Annotated in this window: 18 protein-coding genes; 8 read left to right on the forward strand and 10 right to left on the reverse strand. The window is 50.7% G+C overall.

Annotation, left to right across the window (positions count from 1 at the left end; genetic code table 11):
* Nucleotides 1-269: 269 nt before the first annotated feature.
* From NTV65_10205 to NTV65_10215, 3 genes are all read right to left on the reverse strand, one after another.
* Nucleotides 270-1,487, reverse strand: coding sequence for a hypothetical protein (locus tag NTV65_10205; protein ID MCX6115566.1), 1,218 nt, complete (start codon nucleotides 1,485-1,487; stop codon nucleotides 270-272).
* A 135-nt stretch (nucleotides 1,488-1,622) separates the two neighbouring features.
* Complete coding sequence (locus NTV65_10210; GenBank protein ID MCX6115567.1) at nucleotides 1,623-3,425, reverse strand: hypothetical protein; 1,803 nt, start codon at nucleotides 3,423-3,425, stop codon at nucleotides 1,623-1,625.
* A gap of 572 nt (nucleotides 3,426-3,997) precedes the next feature.
* Nucleotides 3,998-4,144, reverse strand: a complete 147-nt coding sequence (locus NTV65_10215; protein MCX6115568.1) for a hypothetical protein — start codon at nucleotides 4,142-4,144, stop codon at nucleotides 3,998-4,000.
* Nucleotides 4,145-4,188: 44 nt separating this feature from the next.
* Between NTV65_10215 and NTV65_10220 the strand changes: the two genes are divergently transcribed.
* The 3 genes from NTV65_10220 (at nucleotide 4,189) to NTV65_10230 (ending at nucleotide 5,472) form a co-directional block, all read left to right on the forward strand.
* The gene (locus tag NTV65_10220) at nucleotides 4,189-4,344 is read left to right on the forward strand and encodes a hypothetical protein (protein MCX6115569.1); all 156 of its coding nucleotides are present in this window, start codon (nucleotides 4,189-4,191) and stop codon (nucleotides 4,342-4,344) included.
* 90 nt (nucleotides 4,345-4,434) lie between these two features.
* Complete coding sequence (locus tag NTV65_10225) at nucleotides 4,435-4,638, forward strand: hypothetical protein (protein ID MCX6115570.1); 204 nt, start codon at nucleotides 4,435-4,437, stop codon at nucleotides 4,636-4,638.
* Between the two features lie 279 nt (nucleotides 4,639-4,917).
* Entirely contained in the window at nucleotides 4,918-5,472 is a 555-nt protein-coding gene (locus NTV65_10230; GenBank protein MCX6115571.1) for a hypothetical protein, read from the forward strand.
* 1,451 nt (nucleotides 5,473-6,923) lie between these two features.
* On the opposite strand, the gene fbp is transcribed toward NTV65_10230, so the two are convergent.
* The 5 genes from fbp to ruvA all read right to left on the reverse strand — a co-directional run bounded on the left by fbp (nucleotide 6,924) and on the right by ruvA (nucleotide 13,050).
* Nucleotides 6,924-7,931 carry a class 1 fructose-bisphosphatase gene (gene fbp / locus NTV65_10235; GenBank protein ID MCX6115572.1) on the reverse strand — a complete coding sequence of 336 codons (1,008 nt, stop codon included), beginning with the start codon at nucleotides 7,929-7,931 and terminating at the stop codon, nucleotides 6,924-6,926.
* Nucleotides 7,932-8,267: 336 nt separating this feature from the next.
* Nucleotides 8,268-10,475, reverse strand: a complete 2,208-nt coding sequence (locus tag NTV65_10240; protein MCX6115573.1) for an ATP-binding protein — start codon at nucleotides 10,473-10,475, stop codon at nucleotides 8,268-8,270.
* Nucleotides 10,472-11,080, reverse strand: a complete 609-nt coding sequence (locus NTV65_10245) for a DUF4390 domain-containing protein (protein MCX6115574.1) — start codon at nucleotides 11,078-11,080, stop codon at nucleotides 10,472-10,474. Before NTV65_10245 ends, NTV65_10240 begins: the two co-directional genes overlap by 4 nt.
* A gap of 3 nt (nucleotides 11,081-11,083) precedes the next feature.
* Nucleotides 11,084-12,271 (reverse strand): Holliday junction branch migration DNA helicase RuvB, encoded by a 1,188-nt coding sequence (gene ruvB / locus NTV65_10250; GenBank protein MCX6115575.1) that lies wholly within the window; start codon nucleotides 12,269-12,271, stop codon nucleotides 11,084-11,086.
* 161 nt (nucleotides 12,272-12,432) lie between these two features.
* On the reverse strand, nucleotides 12,433-13,050 hold the full coding sequence (ruvA, locus tag NTV65_10255; protein MCX6115576.1) for a Holliday junction branch migration protein RuvA: 618 nt from the start codon (nucleotides 13,048-13,050) through the stop codon (nucleotides 12,433-12,435).
* Nucleotides 13,051-13,155: 105 nt separating this feature from the next.
* Here ruvA and NTV65_10260 point away from each other — a divergent pair, with 105 nt between their 5' ends.
* From NTV65_10260 to NTV65_10280, 5 genes are all read left to right on the forward strand, one after another.
* A complete protein-coding gene (locus NTV65_10260) occupies nucleotides 13,156-15,594 on the forward strand; it encodes a PBP1A family penicillin-binding protein (GenBank protein ID MCX6115577.1) in 2,439 nt (812 codons plus the stop codon).
* A 92-nt stretch (nucleotides 15,595-15,686) separates the two neighbouring features.
* Nucleotides 15,687-17,282, forward strand: coding sequence for a hypothetical protein (locus NTV65_10265; protein ID MCX6115578.1), 1,596 nt, complete (start codon nucleotides 15,687-15,689; stop codon nucleotides 17,280-17,282).
* Between the two features lie 10 nt (nucleotides 17,283-17,292).
* Nucleotides 17,293-17,847 carry a hypothetical protein gene (locus NTV65_10270; protein MCX6115579.1) on the forward strand — a complete coding sequence of 185 codons (555 nt, stop codon included), beginning with the start codon at nucleotides 17,293-17,295 and terminating at the stop codon, nucleotides 17,845-17,847.
* A 6-nt stretch (nucleotides 17,848-17,853) separates the two neighbouring features.
* Complete coding sequence (locus NTV65_10275; GenBank protein ID MCX6115580.1) at nucleotides 17,854-18,807, forward strand: hypothetical protein; 954 nt, start codon at nucleotides 17,854-17,856, stop codon at nucleotides 18,805-18,807.
* Nucleotides 18,808-18,877: 70 nt separating this feature from the next.
* Nucleotides 18,878-19,537: a hypothetical protein gene (locus tag NTV65_10280; protein MCX6115581.1), complete on the forward strand. Its 660-nt coding sequence runs from the start codon at nucleotides 18,878-18,880 to the stop codon at nucleotides 19,535-19,537.
* A gap of 5 nt (nucleotides 19,538-19,542) precedes the next feature.
* On the opposite strand, the gene NTV65_10285 is transcribed toward NTV65_10280, so the two are convergent.
* On the reverse strand, nucleotides 19,543-20,334 hold the full coding sequence (locus NTV65_10285; protein ID MCX6115582.1) for a hypothetical protein: 792 nt from the start codon (nucleotides 20,332-20,334) through the stop codon (nucleotides 19,543-19,545).
* A 22-nt stretch (nucleotides 20,335-20,356) separates the two neighbouring features.
* Complete coding sequence (locus NTV65_10290; GenBank protein ID MCX6115583.1) at nucleotides 20,357-22,966, reverse strand: DNA translocase FtsK 4TM domain-containing protein; 2,610 nt, start codon at nucleotides 22,964-22,966, stop codon at nucleotides 20,357-20,359.
* Between the last annotated feature and the right edge of the window lie 114 nt (nucleotides 22,967-23,080).

The following is a 23,080-nucleotide window of genomic DNA, read 5'->3' on the forward strand; positions in this document are numbered from 1 at the left end:
GAACCGATTAATAGAAGATATGTTTTGTCATGAAAAGCTCGAAGTCTATCAAAAGTCGGTTGAATTACTGAATAGGTTATTAGTGTTATTCGCCTCCTCCTGAACGGAAACAGCGATATTGTCAACCAGTTGCGCCTCGCCTCCACCTCCATTTGGCGGCCATGCTGTCAAAGCTGGTTTTTAAGGGTTAACCGGTATCGGAGCGGGAGCAGGTAACGGGAAGCGGTTCACGTTCCCGCGCAGGGGTTTTCCATCTAATGTACCCACACTTATCGGTGAGGAACCGGAAAAACTCGCGAGATCTCTCTCTGTACCTCACTAAGTAGCCCGCCGATCTCTGCACTGCTCTTAGCATTGAGCAGTCGCTCAAGTGCTTCAGGTCTAAAGACTACGTTAAGTTCGCGCTGAAAAGAGACAGTGCCCCTGGCCCCACTATCAAAACCACCCAACTTAACAACGACGTTACGTTGATTAGTTACCAGCCCCTCATTATCGCGAAGATAAGAGACCCTAAGGGTCGTCGGGACATCGGATATACTCCTGTATTCACCCTGCATTATTGAGATATCTATACCACTATTAAACTCCGTTACAGGCGAAATAGCGTTCGAACGCTCTAGTAGCCCTGCAATTCTATCTCCCTCCGTGATTTGCTCATACCCGTTTATATTATGGAACTCATATAGGTAGTTTAAGATAGGCCCAAATGTTTCAGGCTCTGGGTAGCGACCGCTTTCGGCATCATAGCCTAGTCTTGCGTTAAATCTCTCTAGCTCTACAGCACCAAAGGCCAAACGAAAATCCTCACTAGTCGTTGCAAATTTTCTCTCAAAATCATCACGATCCTCCTGAGATATATCCCTATATCCAGTGGTACTTAGCATCGCGTTTAGATATGTTTGCATGCATACCTTCGAGCTATAAGGGCTAAGCCCATCTGCGGAATAGTTTGGGATAGCACAACAAAGTTTGTCTATATATCGCCGCATCTCTGCAGGTAGCAGCATTCCACCATGATCCCGATGCATCTTCCAACTATCGTTTTTAGCCTGATATACCGGCAGTTTCGCGACCAGTGCCACCGCAATCTCAGAACGGAGTTGATAAATTGGCTGTGCTATATTTAAGCCCGCACCGTTTTTATAAAGAACTCTAAATTGCTCCGCAATTTCAGGATTATATGAGACGATTGCGTTTTTTATATTTACACCAGAAATATCTGGCAAAATTTCAATCCTGTATCCACGACTAAGTGGCAGCTCAGGATCTATCCTGCCGTGCACCCGCACCTGCGCTCCTTTCTGGAGCCCCTGGCTGTTAATCGAAGCTTCTATATATTTAAATACAGCTACTGGAAACTCACTCGCGGTACGTGGCGCAAAGCTCAGTTGATCCAGCCAGCTCCCCCTTACCTCGCCCTGCTGGCCTTTCTGCTCGGCTGAGTTGCCAAATGAAATAAATTTTTGCAAATTTTGCCAGAGGCTCATATATTTTATAGGGTCAAACTACTATAGCAGCTAATTATATCAGATATTTCTACTGTGTGTCCTAGCTATTATGGCCCCTTCCTCTGCTCCCGTTACCTAAGAGATCTTAACTGTCTATAATCACCCTATATTATATTATATGGGCCGCAACGACGCTTCCTGCCACTCGGCTCCAATCACCCCATTCTGAAGTGCCGCGGCGTTGCAGGTAAATACCACCACCTCCATAACTCCATCACGATTAAGTGCATGCATGGTCTCCTGCAAGCTCGCCAGCTCCCTTATCACACCCGGCAAGTGCGGCATAAAGTTAATGAACCACTCACGCCTAGCAACGTACACTACGCTTGGATCACATGCAGCTAGACCGGTAGCGGCGGAAAGGATAGTCACCGGCTTGTGCAGATAGAACAGAATCGGATCAAAGTACTCATCATATTGGTCCTTTATAAAGGAGATCGTTTGCTGCTCATTAGCAAGAAGGCGAATTTTCTCCCCCATAGATTCAAAGCCCTTAAGCTTTGATTTTACAACGGAGCCAAAGGAGATAGTCGTAGTGAGAATCACCGTCATCAAGATCCAAACGCTAGCGTAGCGCATCTGTGGAGCTTTATTTCTAAGCACAACTGCGCTCGTGGCTGCCAGTGTCATAACTACAGCAAGGCGCATGACGCTGCTCTTAACTTCGAATTTTAGTAGATCCTCCAGTGGATGCGAGCTCCAGTCGCCGTACCAAGCGCCGCAGGTTGCGATAAGTAGTAAGAGAACTGTTACTATCAGCCCCCTCTCAGCCTGGCGCGCCCCGCTCCAAATCAGTTGCGGCAGGCGTGCGCCACTCCGCTCCATAGACTGCGAAAAAATAAGTGCAACCTGAATAGCTACTAGGGGTAGCAGTGGCAGCATGTACGAATGGCGTTTACCTGAGGAGAGCGAGAAAAATATCACCCCTGCTAAAAGCGCTACGAAAGGAGCCGTAGCAAATCTGGCAGCCGTATAAGGATATGATACGGTCTTAAATCGCCGCTGAACTGCAAACAATCCCAACACCATCAGAGCTCCCCATGGAAAGGTAGTTCTTAATAGGGATGGAATATAGAAAAACCAGCCCTTTGTATTTACCCGAGATCCTCCGATAAAGCGCTGCACATTTTCAAAGAGAAGCTGCCTCTCAATAAAACCCTCTCCACCGCGCATGCAGGCGGCGCTGTACCAGGCGATCGGTGCGAGGAATGCTAGCCAGCCAAGGCTTGGACGCAAGAGCTCCCTAATAACAACTCGCCACCCTGTTAACCTTAAACCAACTGCACCGACCAATAGGATCGGAAGCGCTATACCGAGCGGCCCCCTAGCCAGAACACCCCCCGCACAAAAGACCCAAAAGAGGGCCCGATTTTGCCAGGTAATTCCGTAGTCAGCGGCCCAATCCCTGGAATTACTCCACAGTAACGACGCTATGGCTCCCCAGACACAGAACGAAAAACTCATATCAACCATGGCCTGGTTAGCCAGTTGATGAAATCCATAGGTCAGGGAGAGTATCGCCGCTGCTAGCAGTGCGACCCGCTTACAGTGCACCTCACTCTCTGCCGTACGACTTAAGCATGCAAGGCGATAGGCGCTCAGCGCGCAACAGACGAGCACACCCACAGCAAAAAGATGTGAGGGCAGCCGCACGCTAAACTCACTTACTCCGCCAAGCAAGATACTGAGCAGCGCTGCAACCCAGTGAAAGAGCGGAGGCTTTGATGGAATGATTCCGTTTCTAAGGGGCAGTATCCACTCCCCTTCTCGTAGGATCGTCTCAACGACCTGCGCCTCGCGCGCCTCTGTGCTGCCACCAATCGCCGCCAACCCGAGAAACGTAATCTGCAGGATCGAATAGAGCAGCACCGCGCCACATAATGCTCTCCGTGGGAATGGGTAACTACCTAGTTGCATAGAAAACGGATCTCTTAAATCGCGACATTAAACTACGGTGACCAGTTACGAGATTATTATAGTTATCAAAGTTCGGCTATCTTGTAACTATTCACACCAGTATAAACGGCTCCTCACCGATAATTGTGGGTACATTAGATGGAAAACCCCTGCGCGGGAACGTGAACCGCTTCCCGTTACCTGCTCCCGCTCCGATACCGGTTAACCCTTAAAAACTGTTCCTCACCGATAAGTGTGGGTTCATTTGCTGGTGGCACCCATCCTATTCACGCGTGATCCAAATAGATGCCTCCGAGACCCGCACCCCCGATCAGGGAACGTCAAGAAGGGTGTTTCTTTGGGACCGATAACAAGATCTAATCCTCGTAACCACAGATCCGTCTTACACTGTGGTAAATAGTTGCGATCATTCTATGGGCAGACATCTGCCTCAACACCATTACCAAACCGCACCCGCAGGCATTGATTTCCGTAACAGGTGATTACCTGTACTCCACCAGTATAAGACGGATCTGTTGCGTAGAAGCTTTTTCTCGTAACTATAGAACCACCAGCACCAGCACTGTAGACAATCACGTGCGGGCCTCCACCGGGGCCCGCGCCAGTAACGATGTCTGCGAGGCCATCGCCGTCAAAGTGACAGTGTCCCACATAGATGTCGCCTGTCCAGCCTGAATACGGGTAAAAGGAGTAGCTGCCTGAGGGCCCCATTCCTCCATAGATATAGGAGGTCCCCGAGGCCGGATTGACTGCAGTAATACCTGTGAAGTACCAGCCCGTAAACGATGCCGTGACGCTTCTGCTCTGGCTCATGGTAACGGTGCAGGTTCCTACTCCGCTGCACTCCCCGGACCATCCGTTGAATGAGTACCCGAAGGATGGTGAAGCGCTCATGGTTATGGTGCTTCCTGTGGCATAGGAGCCGCTACCATAGTTTACTGTTCCGCCCGCACCCACATTAACCGTTAAATAGTAAGAGCTGGGCGTGTAGGTCGGTGATGGCGTAAATGTGTACGTTGGGGTTGGAGTTGGCGTATTAGTTGAAGTTGGGGTTCTAGTTGGAGTAGTGGTAGGCGTGTTAGTTGGTGTGAGAGTTGGGGTAATAGTTGGAGTATTAGTCGGAGTGTTGGTTGAGGTACTCGTTGGAGTTATCGTAGGTGTTCTCGTTGGAGTATTAGTAGGGGTGCTTGTTGGCGTAACTGTTGGTGTGTGAGTTGGGGTAATAGTTGGCGTATTGGTAGGTGTAGCGGTTGGTGTATTAGTTGAGGTTGGGGTTGCAGTAGGTGTGTTAGTTGGAGTCTGAGTTGGGGTATTAGTTGGAGTATTTGTAGGTGTATTAGTTGGAGTTCGAGTTGGTGTGTTAGTTGGCGTATTGGTAGGTGTAGCGGTTGGTGTATTAGTTGGAGTCGTCGTAGGTGTTCTCGTTGGAGTATTAGTAGGGGTGCTTGTTGGCGTAACTGTTGGTGTATGAGTTGGGGTAATAGTTGGCGTATTGGTCGAAGTACTGGTTGGTGTGTTGGTAGGTGTCTCGGTTGGTGTATTAGTAGGCGTATTAGTTGGAGTGTTGGTCGGAGTGTTAGTTGGTGTATTTGTTGGAGTATTGGTTGGGGTGTTAGTTGGAGTATCTGTTGGTGTATCGGTTGGAGTATTAGTTGGTGTGTCAGTTGGTGTATCTGTTGGCGTATTGGTAGGTGTGTTTATTGGCGTATTAGTTGGTGTGTTTGTTGGCGTATTAGTTGGAGTGTCTGTTGGCGTATTGGTTGGAGTATTAGTTGGGGTATCTGTTGGTGTGTCAGTTGGCGTGTCTGTTGGCGTGTTGGTTGGGGTGTTAGTTGGCGTATCGGTCGGTGTGTTGGTTGGAGTATTAGTTGGGGTATCTGTTGGTGTATCTGTTGGCGTGTCTGTTGGAGTATTAGTTGGTGTGTTGATTGGAGTATCTGTTGGTGTGTTGGTAGGTGTGTCTGTTGGTGTATCTGTTGGAGTATTAGTAGGTGTGTTAGTTGGAGTATTGGTCGGCGTATCAGTTGGCGTTATTGTTGGTGTGTGAGTTGGGGTAATAGTTGGCGTATCGGTCGGAGTACTGGTTGGTGTGTTGGTTAATGTATTCGTTGGAGTCGTCGTGGGTGTTATCGTAGAAGTATCAGTAGGAGTGCTTGTTGGTGTTATTGTTGATGTGTGAGTTGAGGTAATAGTTGGCGTATTAGTCGAAGTATTGGTTGGTGTGTTGGTTAATGTATTCGTTGGAGTCGTCGTAGGTGTTATCGTTGGAGTATCAGTAGGGGTGCTTATAGGTGTATTGGTCAGGGTGCTTGTAGGTGTTTGAGTTGGAGTAGCGGTTGAGGTGTTAGTTGGCGTTATTGTTGGTGTGTGAGTTGGGGTAAGAGCTGGCGTATAGGTCGGAGTACTGGTTGGGGTGTTGGTTGATGTATTCGTTGGAGTCGTCGTGGGTGTTATCGTAGAAGTATCAGTAGGAGTGCTTGTTGGTGTTATTGTTGGTGTGTGAGTTGAAGTTGGTGTTATTGTTTGAGTTGGAGTAGCGGTTAGAGTGTTAGTTGGTGTGTCGGTTGGGGTTGGCGGCTGGATCGAGTCCTCGACCCCGAGGAAATACCCATCGTACGACGCCTTGGCTAAGATCTTTTGCCGTATTGATTTACGAATAGCCTTAGCGGTCTCGGGATAGCCGCCCATCCTGGCTCCTTTTATCGCGTACGCTTCAAAACGGAGTTGGTGAATTTCTCCTAGCATCGGGCAGAGACCACTGTAGCCCGTGACCCCCAGGTCGTTAAGCTTTTGATAAAAAGAGGCGCTGTTCATGGGAGCACCCTTGGGGAGGCCCTGAGGAAAGCCTTTCTTGAAGTACCGACTCCGTTTACTGGCGACCACAAACCAATGCACCATGTCAGTGGTCACATTATGGGCGAGAATGGCAACATGAGTAGTGCCTATGGGAATAGCTTTCCAGCTAAGTGGGGGTGAGAGCCCCTCGCCGGTCCCCTTCTGCCCGTTGGTCGAGCAGGAGTTTAGGATGGGGATCATGCCACCCTTGGAAAAAGCCACCGAGGAGACCGAAAATTTGTTCTTCTTTACCGCAACCGTCAGCGCAGGCACACGCCCATCAGACCCCGGCATGCCGTCAGCAATGAGCACCAGCTGCCAGCTTAACACTAGCAGCAGTATGCTGAATAATTTTAGTAGCAATTTCATAGCAAAGTATTTCATTGCTTCATGAGATTCCCCATTAACTAAATCGGCATAAAAACCTTAGACCTTGATAGCTCAGCGCTTAAAGGAGAAATTGCGCCATAATATTATGCGCTTAGCAGAGATATGCGGATTTATAGCAAAGGAACGCGGACACTGAGCATGCGTGGCAAGCTGCTGAGATAATGGGGTAATCGAGAGCTTTCTTGTAACTATTTACCAATAAGATGAGCGTCCCCGATTAGGAGACGTTAAGTTAACCAGCGACAAGATTATGCTCGGGAAATAATGTGATATTTAGAGAGATCCATCCCCATGCACCGTACGGCGATACCAAGAGAGCTCATACTCACTCCCCGCGATAAAGGCACAGCGATCATGAATACCCCCCGGAGTGATGCTTAAGATCTCCTGCGGCCCGTCGATCGCCACACCCCCCGCTTGCTCCATAATAAAGGCGAGCGGCATACACTCGTAGAGTAATCTTAGCCGCCCCTTTGGGCGCTTCTCATCGACCGGATAAAGAAAGATGCCACCCTTGCGCAGGGTGCGATCGAAGTCCGCCACAAGCGAGCCTACATAGCGACCGGAGTATGGCGTCTTAGATCCCTGATTTGATCGTTTAATCTCCTCTACGAACTGCCTGACCTCATGACTCCACAGATAGGTGTTGCCCTCATTAACGCTATAGATCGCGCCCCGTTTCGGAATCTTAATATCTTCCTCAGTTAGAACGAACTCTCCGATCGCTGGGTCTAAGGTAAATCCATGTACCCCCGAACCGGTTGAATATACAAAGGAGGTCTTTGCTCCATATACAGAATAACCAGCCGCAACGATCTGGCTTCCCGGTTGACAGAAATCGTCGTGGCAGGCGGGCCTGGAAAGATCCTTCTTTTTAAAGATACAGAAGATCGTTCCTGTCGGAATGTTCGACCCGATATTCGAAGAGCCATCGATCGGATCAAACGCAATAACGTACTTCCCCTCATCGTGCGAGGCCTGTGTCGTGATAACGGTGTCGCGCTCCTCTGAAACAAGAAGCCCAAAGTGGCGCGAGGATCCGAGCAGTTCAACCAACACCTCATCTGCCTCTTGATCAAGCAGCCGGGTCTCCTCGCCGTGCGAATTAATCTTACCTGTATACCCGTGCAACCCTTTGAAGCCAGCCGTAGCCACCATCTGGCTAATTAGCTTTACTCCAAGCGAGATCGAGACAAGCAGGTCTGAGAGCTCCCCAGTACTATCTGGATAGAGACCTCTCTTTGAGTGGATAAAACGGCTTAACGTTTGGGTAGGAATCATTTTGCGTCACCAAGCAGCATATGACGAACCGTAACGATCAATTACTCAATCGAGAGGTCAGATCTAGTTCTTGTCACGCCAAGATATAAAGAGCGTGTAATTACCTGCTGCTTAACGAGATCCGCATAAAAACTTACTGCGCGAGCGCAAAGCAGGTACGAGTTTCAGGAACTACTCAAGTTACGGATAGAACAACAGGTAACGGTCCATTAGGCGGCCGAAACGGTGAATGTGGCATTCAATCCCTATCCACCAAGTATAGCTTAGCACTGCTATCAGCTCCAAATAGAAAAAAAAGATTCTGAAAAAGCGCTGGACTCTTAAGTGCTTGCGCGCCTACACCTCGTGTGAAATCCCCGTTATCTTGCGGATAGTCGTGTGTTGCGGATACTGCGGCAGGGTTATAACGATGCGCGTACCGTGCGGCTGTTTATCAAACACACGCACCTCTCCCTGATGATCTGAGATAACGGTGCTTACAATTGCAAGTCCAAGGCCTGTACCCCCCTTCTTAGTGGTAAAATAGGGCTCAAAGATCCTGTTCTTATCCGAGGCCGGCACACCGGGGCCGTTATCTGCAAACTCAATCACGGCACGCATAGTCTTGCGGTCGAAATTAAGCTTTGCAAGCACCTCTCCACTTTTACTAACATTATAGGAACGGATCGCAGCGACCGCATTATTAAGGATATTTCTAAATACCCCACGAATCTGCTCCGGATCTAGTAGCATCTCGGGAATCTTCTCCTCAACTGTCAAACCAAAGGTCAGATCCTGATGCTCTGCTGTAAAACTTTGGACGGTATTAGTTAGTAATGTTGTCAGATCAGTTGGAATGAATTGCGCCGTTGGCATTCGTCCATACTCTGAAAATTCATTGGCCAGGCGCTTAATAATCTCTACATGCTCAACGATTGAGCGCGTGGACTCCTCAACAGAGCTTGCGTGCTCACTGCCCTTCATCAGCTTCTCAAGTCGCTGTGCGGAGAGTTGGAGCGGGGTGAGTGGATTCTTAATCTCATGCGCGATACGGCGCGCCACGTCACGCCATGCCGCAAGATGCTGCGACCTTGACAGCTCAGTTACATCATCAAGCAACAGAACATAGCCCAAGTGAGCGCCCTCTCCCGATATTATTCGACCCGCTGTAGCCACGACTATAAGCTCTCTACCCCCACTCTCAATGCGGGTTTCAACCTCTGCAATCGAGGTTGAGCTCTTGCCATTATCAGGCGCCAACGCTTTAAGTAAAGGTGCTATATTTGCCAGATCCTGTGGTCGCAGTAGCTCCGATAGGGGTGCTCCAGGTACGAAATTTATATGATCGACCTGCAAAAGGGCTCCTGCTGCGCTATTAACCGTCGTTACCCGTTTCTGATTATCTAGCGCGACTACTCCTACCGCTAGATTTGCAAGGATCGTTTCAATTAGCACGCCGCGGTGCTCGGCCTCGTCACGCGAAGATCTTAGATCTCGCAACATCTGATTAAATGAATTAACCAGAAATCCAATCTCATCATCACGCGTTGGCTTAAGCTCAAAATCGTAGTTTCCTCGCGCTACGCTCCTCGTTCCCTCCGCCAATCGTTGAATCGGTCCAGTGATCTGCTTTGATACAAAGAACGCAACCCAGATCGCACCGAAAAGGGTCGTCAGATTGAACAATCCAAGGGTCAGAAAGAAGTTTGATTTTAGGGGGTGCTTGAAGGACTTGAGTTGCTCGTACTCATTAAAGGAATCGTTCACAACCCCCTGCGCATGCACGATATCAGGATCCATACGGAACGAGATCACCATGATATGGCTTCGTAGCTGTGTATAGTAACGGACAAACTGACTCGCTCCCAGCTCTTCAATGCGCAGAGAATCCTCACCCCTAGCCGCATTACGCAACGCCTCTTGATCAAGCGGGGGTTCGGCAAATGATTCAACTGCGGCAGCTGGATGCACAGATTCGAGTAGAGACTCGCCGCTCTTTGATAAGATCTTGATGGCGTATAGGTCATTGAGGTTGCGCAGGTTTTCAAGATGACCCCGCAACCCAGACAGAGAGTCTGCATTGGTAGCACGATTAACAAGATCGATCTTTACCCGCTCGGCCGCCGCCTTAACCGAAACCTTTACGCCACTTACATATTGACGAGCTATGGTCATAGAGCTCGTCACAGCAGATTCGATCTGAGTGCTGAACCAGCCCTCCATCGCTTCATTAATCAGACCACTCGCAACGATAAAGGAGAGCACCATCGGAATACACGCTATCAATACAAAGGCACCCATCAGCCGCGAGCGCAACTTGGCTCCAAGGATACCCCGGCGTCGCTCAAAAATAAGCTTTACGACGTTACGCCCAACCATCACTATCAGGACAAGCAGCGCCATGATGTTGAGGTTTACTAAGAAGAAAACGAGGATGTTACTTGCAAAGGAATCCTCTTCAGATCTCCAATCGATAATCTTTGAAACCGCTAGCAAGGCCAGCAAGACCGCACTCACCAGAAGCGCCCAGCGCAACTTATACACGAGCGTAGTCAAAGACCTCATGGCGTTGATTCCTGCGCTTTAATCTGTACGCCCTCTTTACCAGGATGAAGAGAGAACTCAAACCACTCAGATGTTGATTCAACCACGTTCACTAGGCCAAGGGTTAAAAACTGGGAAAGATGCGCAAGGGTTCGGTTTGAGCCGCCCTTGCAACGAAATATTGTTCTAGCTGAGATGTAGGCAGCAGGGTGCTTAATCAGCTCCTCCTGCTCTCGCCCAAGGAAGCGCAGCGAGAGGTTCTCAAAAGAAAGCTCCGCCCTGATCGCCTCAGCGCGAGCCGGAATACCAACAGCCATAGCATCAAGGCTATCGCCAAAGCGATCAGAGACAACCCTATAGCTCTCCGTAATTCCATCGTACTTTATGGTATGCAACTCAGAGCGCGCTGCCTCGCATCGATCAATCCATCCCACACGACGACGGCACAACTGGGCTTCAAATCTTACATGCGCCTGCATAGCTGAATTGAGACACTCAACGACCGCCCCCTCAAGACCGGACGCACGTATAGTAACGCTCTCCTTTTCCCATGAGCTCCAGCTCACTGAAAGAAATGACGTTGAGAGGCTAAATACCCCGATTACAATACCGAGAAACAACCTCACAGACTAATCCTTGCTAAAATCACCACTAGCATTACCACTAAACAGAGACCCTTGATTAACGCGCTGCGGCAGCTCCTTACCGAGATGCCTATAGGCTCGGTCGGTCGCTTCTCGTCCACGCTTTGTTCGAGCAAGAAAGCCCTCTTGCAACAGATACGGCTCGAATACATCCTCTATGGTCTCGCTATCCTCGCCCATAGCCGCAGCGATCGTATCAATGCCAACAGGGCCACCCGCAAATTTATCTATGATTATCGAGAGTAGCGCTCGATCGGTGCGATCAAGGCCAACTGAGTCGATCTCAAGCAAGCCGAGCGCCTGCTCAGCAACCTGCTTAGTAACTACCCCTTCAGCACACTCCTGCGCGTAGTCTCGCACCCGTTTAAGGAGTCGATTTGCAACTCTCGGAGTTCCACGGGCACGCGCAGCTATCTCTAGGGTAGCCTCTGTATCACATTCGATCTCCAATATTCCAGCCGAGCGGGATACGATCTGACTTAGCTCTCCAACAGAATAAAGATCAAGCCGATGAACTATCCCGAAACGATCTCGCAGCGGTGAGGTCAGCATTCCAGAGCGGGTCGTTGCGCCGACTAAGGTAAATGGCTTTAAGGGGATCTTGATTGAGCGTGCCGCTGGGCCCTGTCCGATTACGATATCGAGCTCAAAGTCCTCCATCGCAGGATAAAGCACCTCCTCAATAACACGTGAAAGTCGGTGGATCTCGTCGATAAAGAATACATCGCGCTCGCCAAGCGACGTAAGGATCGCAGCCAAATCGCCCGGTCGCTCTATCGCCGGTCCCGAGGTGCTCTTGAATCCCACCCCAAGCTCTCCAGCAAGGATCCTAGCAAGGGAGGTCTTACCGAGCCCAGGTGGCCCATGCAGAAGAACGTGATCGAGCGCCTCACCTCTGCGCTTAGAAGCGTTGCAGGAGATCTGAAGATTATTCCGTACGTGCTCCTGACCTATGTATTCATCGAAACGGCTCGGGCGTAGCGAAGTAACCAGGAGCTCGTCGTCATCTGCGCGTGAACGCGCCAGGGACTCGTCGCGTGAACGCGCTAGAGACTCATCGCGTGAACGCGCTAGCGGCCCCTCCACGCTGCTTGAGTCTGCGGGAGCACCCCAGATCTCAACGCTATCGTCAAAGTCATCCCCCTCATCCCCTCTTTTTACGGTGACCGACATGCAGCTCCCTTATCTCTAAATATGACTATATATGATAGTACACTTTGAGGATGGCTTGCGAGAGCCTAGTTTAACCTATTCAAAAGGTTTTTATGCTTGTATTTTAGCAGGTTACGCTAACTAACAGGGCGCTATAAACATGCCGCGCTAAACATGGCGCTCTAAACATGGCGCAGTGCCTCCCGTACCAGATCCCCAACTACAGTTAAGTCCTGAGAGCTCCGGCTAGCCTGAGAAACCGCAGCCTCGGCGTCCCTGCGAGCAAACCCAAGCACCTCAAGTGCCGCGACAGCATCTCCTGAGATACTCGGAATAGTCGCCTCTGCGTTACCCTCAACGCTTACCATGGCCCTTAGTGCAGAGGAGCGCTCGCCCGCCATATTCGCCACCAGGTCTCTAAGCTCAACTACGATGCGCTCGGCCTTCTTCTTCCCTACCCCCTTAATAGCCATAAGTGCGCGTACATCTCCGGAACCGATTGCTCGCAATAAATCTCGAATAGCCACGTTAGAAAGCACGTCTAAGGAGGATCGCGGGCCAATGCCGGATACGCGGTTAAGGAGCAGGAACATCTGACGCTCAGCTTGAGTATCGAACCCAAAAAGCCGAATGGCGTCCTCTCGGACATCGGTGTAAATACTGATAACGGTCCGGGAGCCGATCGTTATGCGAGATAGGGTTAGCGAGGTGCAGGCCACCTCATACCCGACCCCTGCAACGTCGATTACTATGGAATCACCATTAACCTCAATTACTTCACCGTTTAATCTGCTTATCATGTGTCGATCTCAAAGTGCTTTGCCCATGAACTTAATATCACTCCCAAGGTGTCGTGTCTCGCTCCAATTCGCTTACCTTTCTGCAATTAATACCCTTTAGTAGCTATGCCAGCAAAGAAGAAGACAAACAAACCAAAAACCCGCCGCCCCTCTAAGGCCCGCAGAGCTCGATCCTCGACTAAGCCCAGCGCTCCTCGCAAGCGCCTACTGCTACGCGGCGCTCTTATCAGCCTAGTGATTGCCGGCTTATGTAGTTACGGACTGTTTTACGTTATCGACCGCAAGGTCCGCGCCCGCCTCGATTCGTTACACGGCTCCAGCTTGCCGGTTGTGTACTCTGCGCCCCTTGATCTAGGGGGGCTTGTAGCTCGCATGGATGATAACGGCGCCTCGCAAGTTGCTCGGCTACGCGCAGTGCTTAACGACAGACGCTACTCAGAGGTGCAGGGCTCCCCGGCGCGCGCCGGTGAATTCTCGATCTCTCCCACAACACTTAGCGTTATGATCCGCTCGTACCGTAACTCAATAGGGGCTACGATTCAGGCACGCAAGGTCTCTCTAGCGCTTGATGCCCCCACGAATGAACGTGCGCAGCTCGAACCACAGGTAATCTCGTACTTTAACGCCCCCGATGTGCGGGCGAGTACCTTTACCCCCCTCGCTCAAATACCTAAGCTAGTTCAACAAGCCGTCATCTCTATAGAGGATGAGCGTTTCTATGATCACATGGGTATTGATCTGATCAGCATTACCCGCGCTCTGGTCACCAATATCCTTGCAGCACGGCTCGTTCAGGGCGGCAGCACCATCACCCAACAGTTAGCGAAGAACCTCTTCCTCTCACCAAAGAGAACCTTGACTAGAAAGCTACTTGAGGTTCCTACCGCCTTTAGCCTTGAACGACACCTAAGCAAAGACCAACTACTTGAGCTTTATCTAAATGAGGTCTATCTCGGACAGGAGGGCGCGGTTGCCATCCACGGCATGCCCGAGGCTGCGAACACCCTTTTCGGGAAAAAGATAGGAGACCTTACCCCTGATGAAGCCGCAACCTTAGCGGGCATTATCAAGGCTCCCTCATATTTCAATCCACGTAAGCATCCTGAACGCGCCGTGGAGCGTCGTGACGTCGTGCTTGGTAAGATGAATCAGCTTGGTGCGCTTTCAGATTCAGAGTATGCGTCTGCAAAAAAGCGCCCGATCAAAGTTATCGAACATCAGGAGCACCGCCGCATCGCTCCCTTTTACTCCTCGGCTTTAGAATTAGAGCTCGCGCAAACGATCGATCTAGAATCCGCTCCTAGTGCAGGGCTTGCGGTCTACACCGGCATGGACCTCGGAATGCAACGTTGTGCCGAGCAGGCGATCGCACGTGGAGTAGAGCGTCTTGAGAGCGCTCATCCAAAGCTACGCAATAAGGAGCGCCCAATAGAAGCTGCCCTGGTTGCAATTGAACCGTACTCAGGTCTCGTTAAAGCTTGGGTCGGTGGTCGAAACTTCGGAGAGAGTCAGTTTAACAGGGTCAATCAGGCTGTGCGGCAGGTAGGCTCTACTATTAAACCGTTCCTCTACCTTACAGCACTCGACGGTACACTAAACTCCTATAAGATCGCCTCTCCAATCAGCATCCTTGAGGATCAACCGATTGAGGTAAAGCTCAAGCACCAAGCGACCTGGAATCCGGAAAACTACGACCACGAGTTCCGCGGAGATGTCACACTGCGCTACGCCCTTGAAAAGTCCCTCAACATGCCGGCGATCTACATAGCGGAACGGATCGGGCTACCCGCGCTGCGCCGCACCCTATCAGCGTTTAAGCTGTCAGATAATGTACAGGAGGTGCCATCACTCGCGCTCGGCGCACTCGATACCACCCTACTCCGACTTACCTCTGCCTACGGAGCACTCGCCAACTCCGGTATCTATATTCAACCCAGGCTCTTTATAACGGCGCTCGATAACGACGGAGAGCGTCTTATGACCTCAGAGCTGCTCGAAGAGCGGGTTGCAGATGACAACGCGACCTACGTTCTGACTAACATCCTGCAGGGTGTTCTGAGCCGTGGAACTGGCACAGCCGCTCGCGCCGCTGGCTTTACGAGAGAGGCGGCTGGAAAGACAGGCACCTCAAACGACGCCCGAGATGCCTGGTTCGTTGGCTTTACGCCTAACCTGGTTGTTGGGGTCTGGAGCGGATTTGATGATAACTCCCCCATTAATCTTACTGGAGGGAGTGCTGCGGCCCCGATCTGGGGTGATTTTATGGAGTGCAGCTCAAACTACCTTCCAACGGCCCCCTTTGTCGCTCCAGCAGGGGTCAGCTTTGTTGAGATCGACCGATCCTCGGGTGGTAAGATAACTGAAAATTGCCCTGATAGTGCGCGCACCACCGAGGTCTTTGTACACGGGACGGAGCCCAGCCATGATTGTCCCATGCACCCAGCAGAGTTGGGGGAGGTGCAGCAGCTACCACAACGCTATGACCCCTCTAATAATAGGCGGGACCAGAGCTTCTGGCGCTCGATCTTTGGAGGACAGCGGTAGGGTATTTAGACCCTTTGGCTGCCACTATTTAGTCTACGAACACCGAACTCCCCTTGCCCAGTCATGGAGTATCCAGTAATGATCTCGGATATATGCAGTATATCTTGGGTGTCGATCTAAGCTCTCAGCCGTGTGAAATCACAGTGTCTTGCGTTAACGGCGAGCACGTTGAGGTCTTGGAACGCACCACTGCGGCACTTCCTCTACTCAACGATAGAAAGCTACTCTGCAACAGCGATCTGCGCCCATTTCTACAAAAAAAGAACGACGACCAACTTCCAGGGGAGTTGCCCACCGATACTCAGGACACATCCAAGGAGGAGCAGCTCCGCAGTGCGGTACTTGAGGCCGTTACAGCTCTACGCGAAGCGCTCGGGTCCCTTCGGCAAGAATGGACGGCCTCAACGGTCATTATTCCAGCCCACGATCATATTGCGCTCAATCTTAACCTGCCATTTGGGGACGCCAAGAACCTAGGGAAAATCGTTGACCTTGAGGTCCAGGATGTTTTGCCCTTCGAAATCAATGAATTCCTCGTTCAATATTCAACCGTCGGGATCTTTGAAGCTGGCACCGGTATTACAGGTGCGGAGGAGGAGGGGAAAACAGCGCCATTCGATGTTCATGTCGGGGTTATTCCACGCAGCTTCGTGCGAAATTTACTGGAGCTATGCAAAGCTTCTGGGCTTGAGCCCAATATCCTAACCGTTCCTTCAAGCGCGATAGCGGCCGTGTATCACCTCGGCAAGGATTTCTTTAAGGCTAACTCCGCTGTAATCTTCAATCGCGGAGAGGAATACTCAATGGCTATCTTTATTAACGGCGAGGTGCGGGTCGAGCGTGCCCTGCTGGCGTCCAATATTATTCCGGCACAGCTAGAGGGTCGCCGTGAAGATGACATCAAGCATATCTTTACGGCTCTTAAACTGATGATCGCCTCGACAGAACGTCGCTACGGCACACGCATTGAGAGCGTCTACTTACTCGGCCGAGACGTTAAGGGATCTAACCTACAACAGCTATTCGGACGCCCACTTGAGGGTGTGCAGTTTAGAGATGTGCTCAAAACAAGTGATCCACAGGTCAGTATCGCTGCTCTCGGAGCCATCTTTGCTAAGGATGAAACGACCCTCTCACCACTCTCAAACTTTAGGACCCGCGAATTCTCCTTTACTCCCCGTTTTGGTGAGTTCCTAAGAGCCTTACTTGGTGCGCGTAGATACATGATAACGGCTACACTGGCGCTCCTAATTGGAATAGCTAGCATCTACGGGATTAGAGCCTACACTATCACCCGCACTAAGGACGCGCTGCTTGAGCAGATTAAAATGGTTCTGCCTAACTTTGAGAGCTCGGATGAGGATCTGCGCATGGCGTTGGCCACGGCTGAAAAGAAGCTCTCCGATGAGCTCGGAGTGCTCAGCTCTCCTGCCAAGGTATCTCCGCTAGACGCCCTGCTAGAGATCATGAAGCTCTTCCCCGAGGGCGCCGGAGTTGTCCTGACCTCTATTAAGGTAAACGGAACTCGGGTCACTATAACCGGTAACGTACCATCGATCAGTGCAAGTGAGTCGGTTTCTAAGGCGCTCAAGGTAAGTAAGGATTTTTTCAGTAGGGTTGAGCCACCAAGAACGAGTCCAAGCGGCACGAAGTTTAATTTCACTATCGAAGCCACATTGGCGTTATAAGGGGGATGAAATGAAGGAGGAATTAATTGCGTTCATCCAACAACGAACGCCCCGTGAGAAGGCAATGGGGGCGGTTGCCATTATCACCCTAGCCAGCATGATGCTCTATCCTCTCCTGGTTGCACCGGTACGAGAGGCATTCGCGCGACAATCGAAACAACTTGAAGATCTTTCAATGACCTACAACGTGACACCTGCAGTGCTTACGCGCTACGCCAAGTTGTTAACCCGTAGGCAGGATCTTGAGAAGTTTTACAGTGGGGTTGACCTATCTGCAGATCCCCTCTCATATATTGAAAAGTTATTGCGTGACACCGCCAAGGCCTCCGGTCCGTACAACGTTACCCCACGCGAGGGCTCAACGCTCGGAGAGCGCTATGTGGCAAAGATCTTCCTAGTAAATTTTCAAACAACGAGCATGGAGAACCTCTCGGCGTTCCTTAAGGAGTTAACAACCGGCACGCAGCCGATGCTACTCTCAGCCATCACACTGGATAAGCGCGGGGCTGCCGACACCATTACCGTACAACTTGAGGTGAGTGGCTTTGAGGCGCTCTCCAAGTAGTGGATTATGACGAAGCGAATAAGAATATATCTGCTCGGTACGCTGCTAGCTCTATTGGCACTCGTTATTATGCTGTGGCCAACGATCCTGAGCTTCGCTGTGCAGTATGCGCTGCAGAGCTCTTATTCCCCACGCTTTCGTCCGGTATGGAGCGGCATAAGTGGCTCCTGGAGCGGCGTTCACATAGACTCCATTGAGGCATTAACATTCGTTCCGATAGGTGGTTCTGAAATTATCAAGGCGTTGCCGGTACGCATTGCGATTGAGAATATCTGGCTAAGACCAGCGCTTATGTCGACGCTCCTAGGCTCCCGCGCCCTGAGCTTCTCTTTTGATGCTTACGGTGGTTCTATCTCCGGATCACTTGGCTCGATTCTCTCGAAACCATCAATTGATCTGCAGTTCTCAGGTCTAGATCTCGCAGAGCTTGCGGCCTATCCAGAGATACGGGCGCTCGGAATCCGGGGGGGCATATTGGGGGGGCATATTTCAGCTGACTCAATTGGAATCAAAGCGGTCCCAACCAGCACCTTTAACCTAGAGCTAAAGAGCTTTACGATCCCCAATAATATCTACACCTCAATTCTCAAACTGAGTGCGACAGATACTGTCGATGCCTCTTTACAGGGGGTCGCAAAGGACGACATCCTTACCGTTAACGATCTTACCCTGCGCTCTGAGTTTGGCACTATGATTGGACAGGGCTCGGCGACGCTAGACCAACATCAACAACCTATAAAGCTCAACGCAACAGCATCTTTTACCCTCTCAGAGGCGGGGTCCACCCGTTTTGGAGCATGGCTACCCATCGTTACCAACCAAATAATTGCAAGTAACACCCGTTCATTTAAGGTTTCCTCCTCCAACGTCCCCTGCTCCTCAAGCGGCGCGCTGTTTCAACTGGTCCTTGGCGATTCTACGCTCTGTTTTAAAAATCGCTTTGAAAAAAGGGGTAATTAAATTTTGACTCCTCTCTTTAGACTGAGGCATGCTATCCTTACAACAATAAGGCTTCTCACGGTTTAATCCTATGCAAGAGTTCTATGTAGTAGCATCCATTATCCTCGCTGCTCTAGCGCTATTTGCCGCCTTCACCTTAAGCAAGAGGCTGGCCGGTAGAGCTACAGATGAAACGATCGCCAATCTACGGGCAGAGTCTGAGAAACTTGAAGATCAGATGATAGGCCTCCTTAGTAATATTAACCAAGTTGCCTCAAAGGGGCAGATTCAGACCCTTACTACTCAAACAGAGCGCTTTACCGCAGCGCTTAAAGAGCAGAAGGACAACCTTCAAGAGACCGAGATCCGCCTAACCAAGGCTCAGCAAAACGTTATCCAACGCGAGCTCTCCCAGCAGGAGATCAAAACAGCACGGCAGGAAGATGAAAAGGTGCTGCTTGAGGTAATGACTAACTATCAGGACTTTTCGACGCAGTCCGTAGCGCTGGAACACAAGCTTGCCCAAACTCTGCGGACACTTGATGCCATGGTAGCTGAGAATCCTATGAGCCCAGACCAGCGTGCGGTGTTTCAGGAGCTAACAAATGCACTTACTACTGCCAGCGCTCAACTGCGCGACGTTATAGTAGACTATCAATCTGTCCATGAGCGCCTTTCAGCGATGAGAAGCCAATATACAGACCTTGAGAACGAGTATACGAAGCTCGTCGATCTTCAGCTCGGGTCTTAAGACCCCTACAGCATATCATCCAAAACTTTACCAAGCTGCTCGAGCGAGGACTGACGTACCGACTCATCTACAACAGCGAAGATCTCTTTGCACAGATTTGAGTCGCGACAATCCCATCTAAGCCCGTACTTGCTAAAGTTCATGGAGTGCATAGCAGAGAGAGCTTTAATAAGACACCCAACGGTAACCGTCATACCGTTAATATCGGCACGATAGCCAGTATATTTGTCTTCACCCTCGACGGCCTGCCAATCATCGGCAGCGGTCATCTGGACCTGCTCTCGAATGCCTGCAATCAAGCGCTCTACCGAGTCATTAAAATCACGGCGGAGGCTTTCTCGATATTGCTTTATAGCGGTATGCACCTCGATATAAAGCTGCCTAGCAACATCACCATCTGCCAATACCTGATGTGACCTTTCTGCCGCCCCTGCTCCACGATAATGTGGATCGATGATCATCCTGGGAGTCCATCCCCGTGGTCGTAATTCAATCAGGTAACGAGGGATACCGGACTCTACAAAGCTGTATCCACCGGCAAAAAAGTTACTAACAACAGGGATTGAATACCTTAGTACAAGCACCCCAGTTTTTGTATCTGTACAATACAGCTGCTCCCAGGACTCCTGCGCCCTTTGGTGCTTTTTTGATGGATCTAGATCCTCTCCACCCTGCTCCCAGCGCTCGGCCGGCGTATTTGCCAGGGTAGTTTTAATCTTTTCAAGCAATCCACCTGGCCCCTTGCTGCCCTCAGCTTCGGAGTGTGTGGCCGGCTTATCTTTATTGTCCTTGCTCATTATCCACTATCCTTTTTTGATATTACGGCTCAGCGCGCACATTCGGTGGGGCAAGGATCTCGCGTGGCCTTACTCCGTCCATCTTTCCAACAACCCCTTCGCGCTCCATCATCTCAATGATTCTAGCTGCCCGGTTGTATCCAATACGAAAAGTGCGCTGAATCATAGAGGTCGATGCTTGTCCCTTTTCTAGAACAAGCTCAACTGCCTTATCATAAAAAGAATCGAAGTCCTCGTCTACTCCACCCTCTCCTCCGGTGGCACCCCCCTCCCCATTAGTTGCCTCAGCAAGGGCCTTGTCACAAGCAGCGATAATAGCCTCGTCATATTGCGGCGCGCACTGCGATTTAAGCGCCGCCACAACGCGCTGTACCTCGTGATCATCAACAAAGGCCCCATGAACTCGCTTCAAAGGCACTGCTCCAGGCAGCATAAACAGCATATCTCCACGACCAAGTAGCTTCTCTGACCCCATCGAATCGAGGATGGTTCTTGAATCGATACGACTTGCCACACGAAATGAGATTCTGGCCGGAAAGTTCGCCTTAATTAGGCCGGTAATAACGTCAACCGACGGCCTTTGCGTCGCAACGATCAGGTGAATCCCTGCTGCTCGAGCTTTTTGGGCTAAGCGTGTAATAAGCTCCTCAACTTCATGCCCGACCGTGAGCATCAGATCAGCTAATTCATCTATTACAATAACGAGCTTCGGCAACGGTTTGAGTTGCTCTGGGGCGATCGAATGGATCGGATCAACCCCATCTTCTCGCGCCTCTGCACCCACAGAAGCACTGAGATTAGTTAGCGGCTCCTGTCCAGGCAGCTCTAGCTGCTCCGAGGTTCGAGATACTCCAGCTGTAGTATCCGCCACGCCGTCCTCACCAGATACAAGCCTATTGTAGCCATCAACGTTACGAACGCCGAAACGTTGCATGTAACGATAGCGCCGATCCATCTCCTTTACCGCCCAGGAGAGTACAGCCTTAGCCTGCCTTGGATCGGTTACTACCGGGACCCTGAGATGTGGAATACCGTCATAAACACTTAGCTCTAGCACCTTAGGATCGATCAGAATAAGACCGAGCTCTGACGGGTGCGCGCGGTACAGCAAACTCACCAGCAGTGCATTAATACATACGGACTTACCGGTTCCGGTTGCGCCCGCCATCAAGAGATGCGGCATGGTAGCGATATCCACAACAACTGCGTCCCCGTAGGTATCCTTTCCAAGCGGAACGCTCAAGATCGAATCAGCCTCCACAAAGGCCGGACTCTCAAGACAGTCCCTGAGTCGTACGATTGCGCGGTTTCTGTTTGGAACCTCAATCCCAACCGTACCACGCTTTGGAATCGGTGCGATAATTCTAATGCTGCTGGCCTTAAGGCTCATCGCCAGGTCATCCTGCAGCGCTGCGATCCTACCTACCTTAACCCCAGCAGCCGGTTCGAACTCAAAGAGCGTAATCACCGGACCAGGATGCACCTGTGTAACTCGGCCCGCGATATTAAAATCTCGCAGTTTACCCTCGATCTGCTCAGCTTTTTGGCGCAACTCGTCATCATCCTCGCCAACACTTAAATTCTCTTCGCGCGTCAATAGACTTAGTTCGGGCGCAACATACTCACTGAACCTCGGCGCAGGTTGCGGTGGTCCATCTTTATCCTGCTTTACAACCTTCTCTTGCTGTGGTCGCAGCGTCCTCAAGTGCGAGGACTCCATCAGCTTAGGCTTAATTATTAGGGGCTCTATGCGTTCGTATGGAGCGGCTGCTCTTATTGTCTCGGCTACTCTTGTAATATCGCGCGACTCAAGATCGGACTCCGATGACAACGTGTTCTTGCGTAGCCGTGGCCGTGGTAGATTACCTGATGATAGTAGATTACCGGATGATAACGGCTGTGGAGATCGTGATACAAATAGCCCTGGAATAATACCTGCGACTACTAGCGCGAACCTCCACCCATAGCCAAGGCCACTTAGACATAAGCGAGCAAGCAGAATCGGTGCATGCCAACACAGTAACGTTAAGATCCACTGTCCCCCCAGCCGTATTCCGTGACCTACGTCGCCAAGCGAACGTTGGATGACGATCGCTATACTAACAGCATCTATCAAAAGAAGTAGAACCAGTGTGCCACCAGAACCGATATTACTCGAAAGAAATCTCAGTACCCGCGTTCCTAACGTGCCCGCAAGGGGCTCTCCACCTATCATGGCAAGCAGACCTGCGGTGCTACCTACCAGCATTAGCGCTGCTCCAACCACAACCGTTGGGGTATAAAGACGTGGCCGATCTGAGACCTTATGGGCACGAAAAAAGGCCAACCACACCAACCCCATGACAGGTAGTACGGCTGCAACACCAAGCGTTCCAACCAGAAGGGTTGCAACGATGTGCCCCGACGGTCCCATCACGTTGTTCAGAGGACGGAGCTCCGCTCCAGATATGAGGATGTACGCATACGAGAGGATACTAAGTAGGAGTAGAAGCCCACCTGCAAGGAATAGCAAAGACACCGAGTCGCGCAGCCATATGCGAGGCGCTCTTGGGGCTCCACCCTTGGGCAATACCCTGGCAGCCTTCTGACTCTTAACCCTAGAAGATATCCTTCTCTTTTGAATTGCTGCCATGTTTACCGCTATTAACCGTTACCTAAACTCTTACGATCTTACGAACTACTGATCCAAACCAAATTTGGAAACCTTGTTTAAGATGCTAACACTTAGAGATCCTTAGCGTTAGGG

This window comes from Pseudomonadota bacterium (genome assembly GCA_026390555.1).
In the GTDB taxonomy this organism is placed as follows: Bacteria; Bdellovibrionota_C; UBA2361; order UBA2361; family OMII01; genus OMII01.

Excerpts from the sequence above, each read along its gene's own strand:
- ruvA (MCX6115576.1), bottom strand. The coding sequence starts at position 13,050 with ATGATAAGCAGATTAAACGGTGAAGTAATTGAGGTTAATGGTGATTCC.
- ruvB (MCX6115575.1), bottom strand. The coding sequence starts at position 12,271 with ATGTCGGTCACCGTAAAAAGAGGGGATGAGGGGGATGACTTTGACGAT.
- NTV65_10215 (MCX6115568.1), bottom strand. The coding sequence starts at position 4,144 with ATGGAGGAATGGGGCCCTCAGGCAGCTACTCCTTTTACCCGTATTCAG.
- NTV65_10285 (MCX6115582.1), bottom strand. The coding sequence starts at position 20,334 with ATGAGCAAGGACAATAAAGATAAGCCGGCCACACACTCCGAAGCTGAG.
- NTV65_10280 (MCX6115581.1), top strand. The coding sequence starts at position 18,878 with ATGCAAGAGTTCTATGTAGTAGCATCCATTATCCTCGCTGCTCTAGCG.
- NTV65_10270 (MCX6115579.1), top strand. The coding sequence starts at position 17,293 with ATGAAGGAGGAATTAATTGCGTTCATCCAACAACGAACGCCCCGTGAG.
- NTV65_10205 (MCX6115566.1), bottom strand. The coding sequence starts at position 1,487 with ATGAGCCTCTGGCAAAATTTGCAAAAATTTATTTCATTTGGCAACTCA.
- fbp (MCX6115572.1), bottom strand. The coding sequence starts at position 7,931 with ATGATTCCTACCCAAACGTTAAGCCGTTTTATCCACTCAAAGAGAGGT.
- NTV65_10240 (MCX6115573.1), bottom strand. The coding sequence starts at position 10,475 with ATGAGGTCTTTGACTACGCTCGTGTATAAGTTGCGCTGGGCGCTTCTG.
- NTV65_10290 (MCX6115583.1), bottom strand. The coding sequence starts at position 22,966 with ATGGCAGCAATTCAAAAGAGAAGGATATCTTCTAGGGTTAAGAGTCAG.
- NTV65_10260 (MCX6115577.1), top strand. The coding sequence starts at position 13,156 with ATGCCAGCAAAGAAGAAGACAAACAAACCAAAAACCCGCCGCCCCTCT.
- NTV65_10275 (MCX6115580.1), top strand. The coding sequence starts at position 17,854 with ATGACGAAGCGAATAAGAATATATCTGCTCGGTACGCTGCTAGCTCTA.
- NTV65_10265 (MCX6115578.1), top strand. The coding sequence starts at position 15,687 with ATGCAGTATATCTTGGGTGTCGATCTAAGCTCTCAGCCGTGTGAAATC.
- NTV65_10210 (MCX6115567.1), bottom strand. The coding sequence starts at position 3,425 with ATGCAACTAGGTAGTTACCCATTCCCACGGAGAGCATTATGTGGCGCG.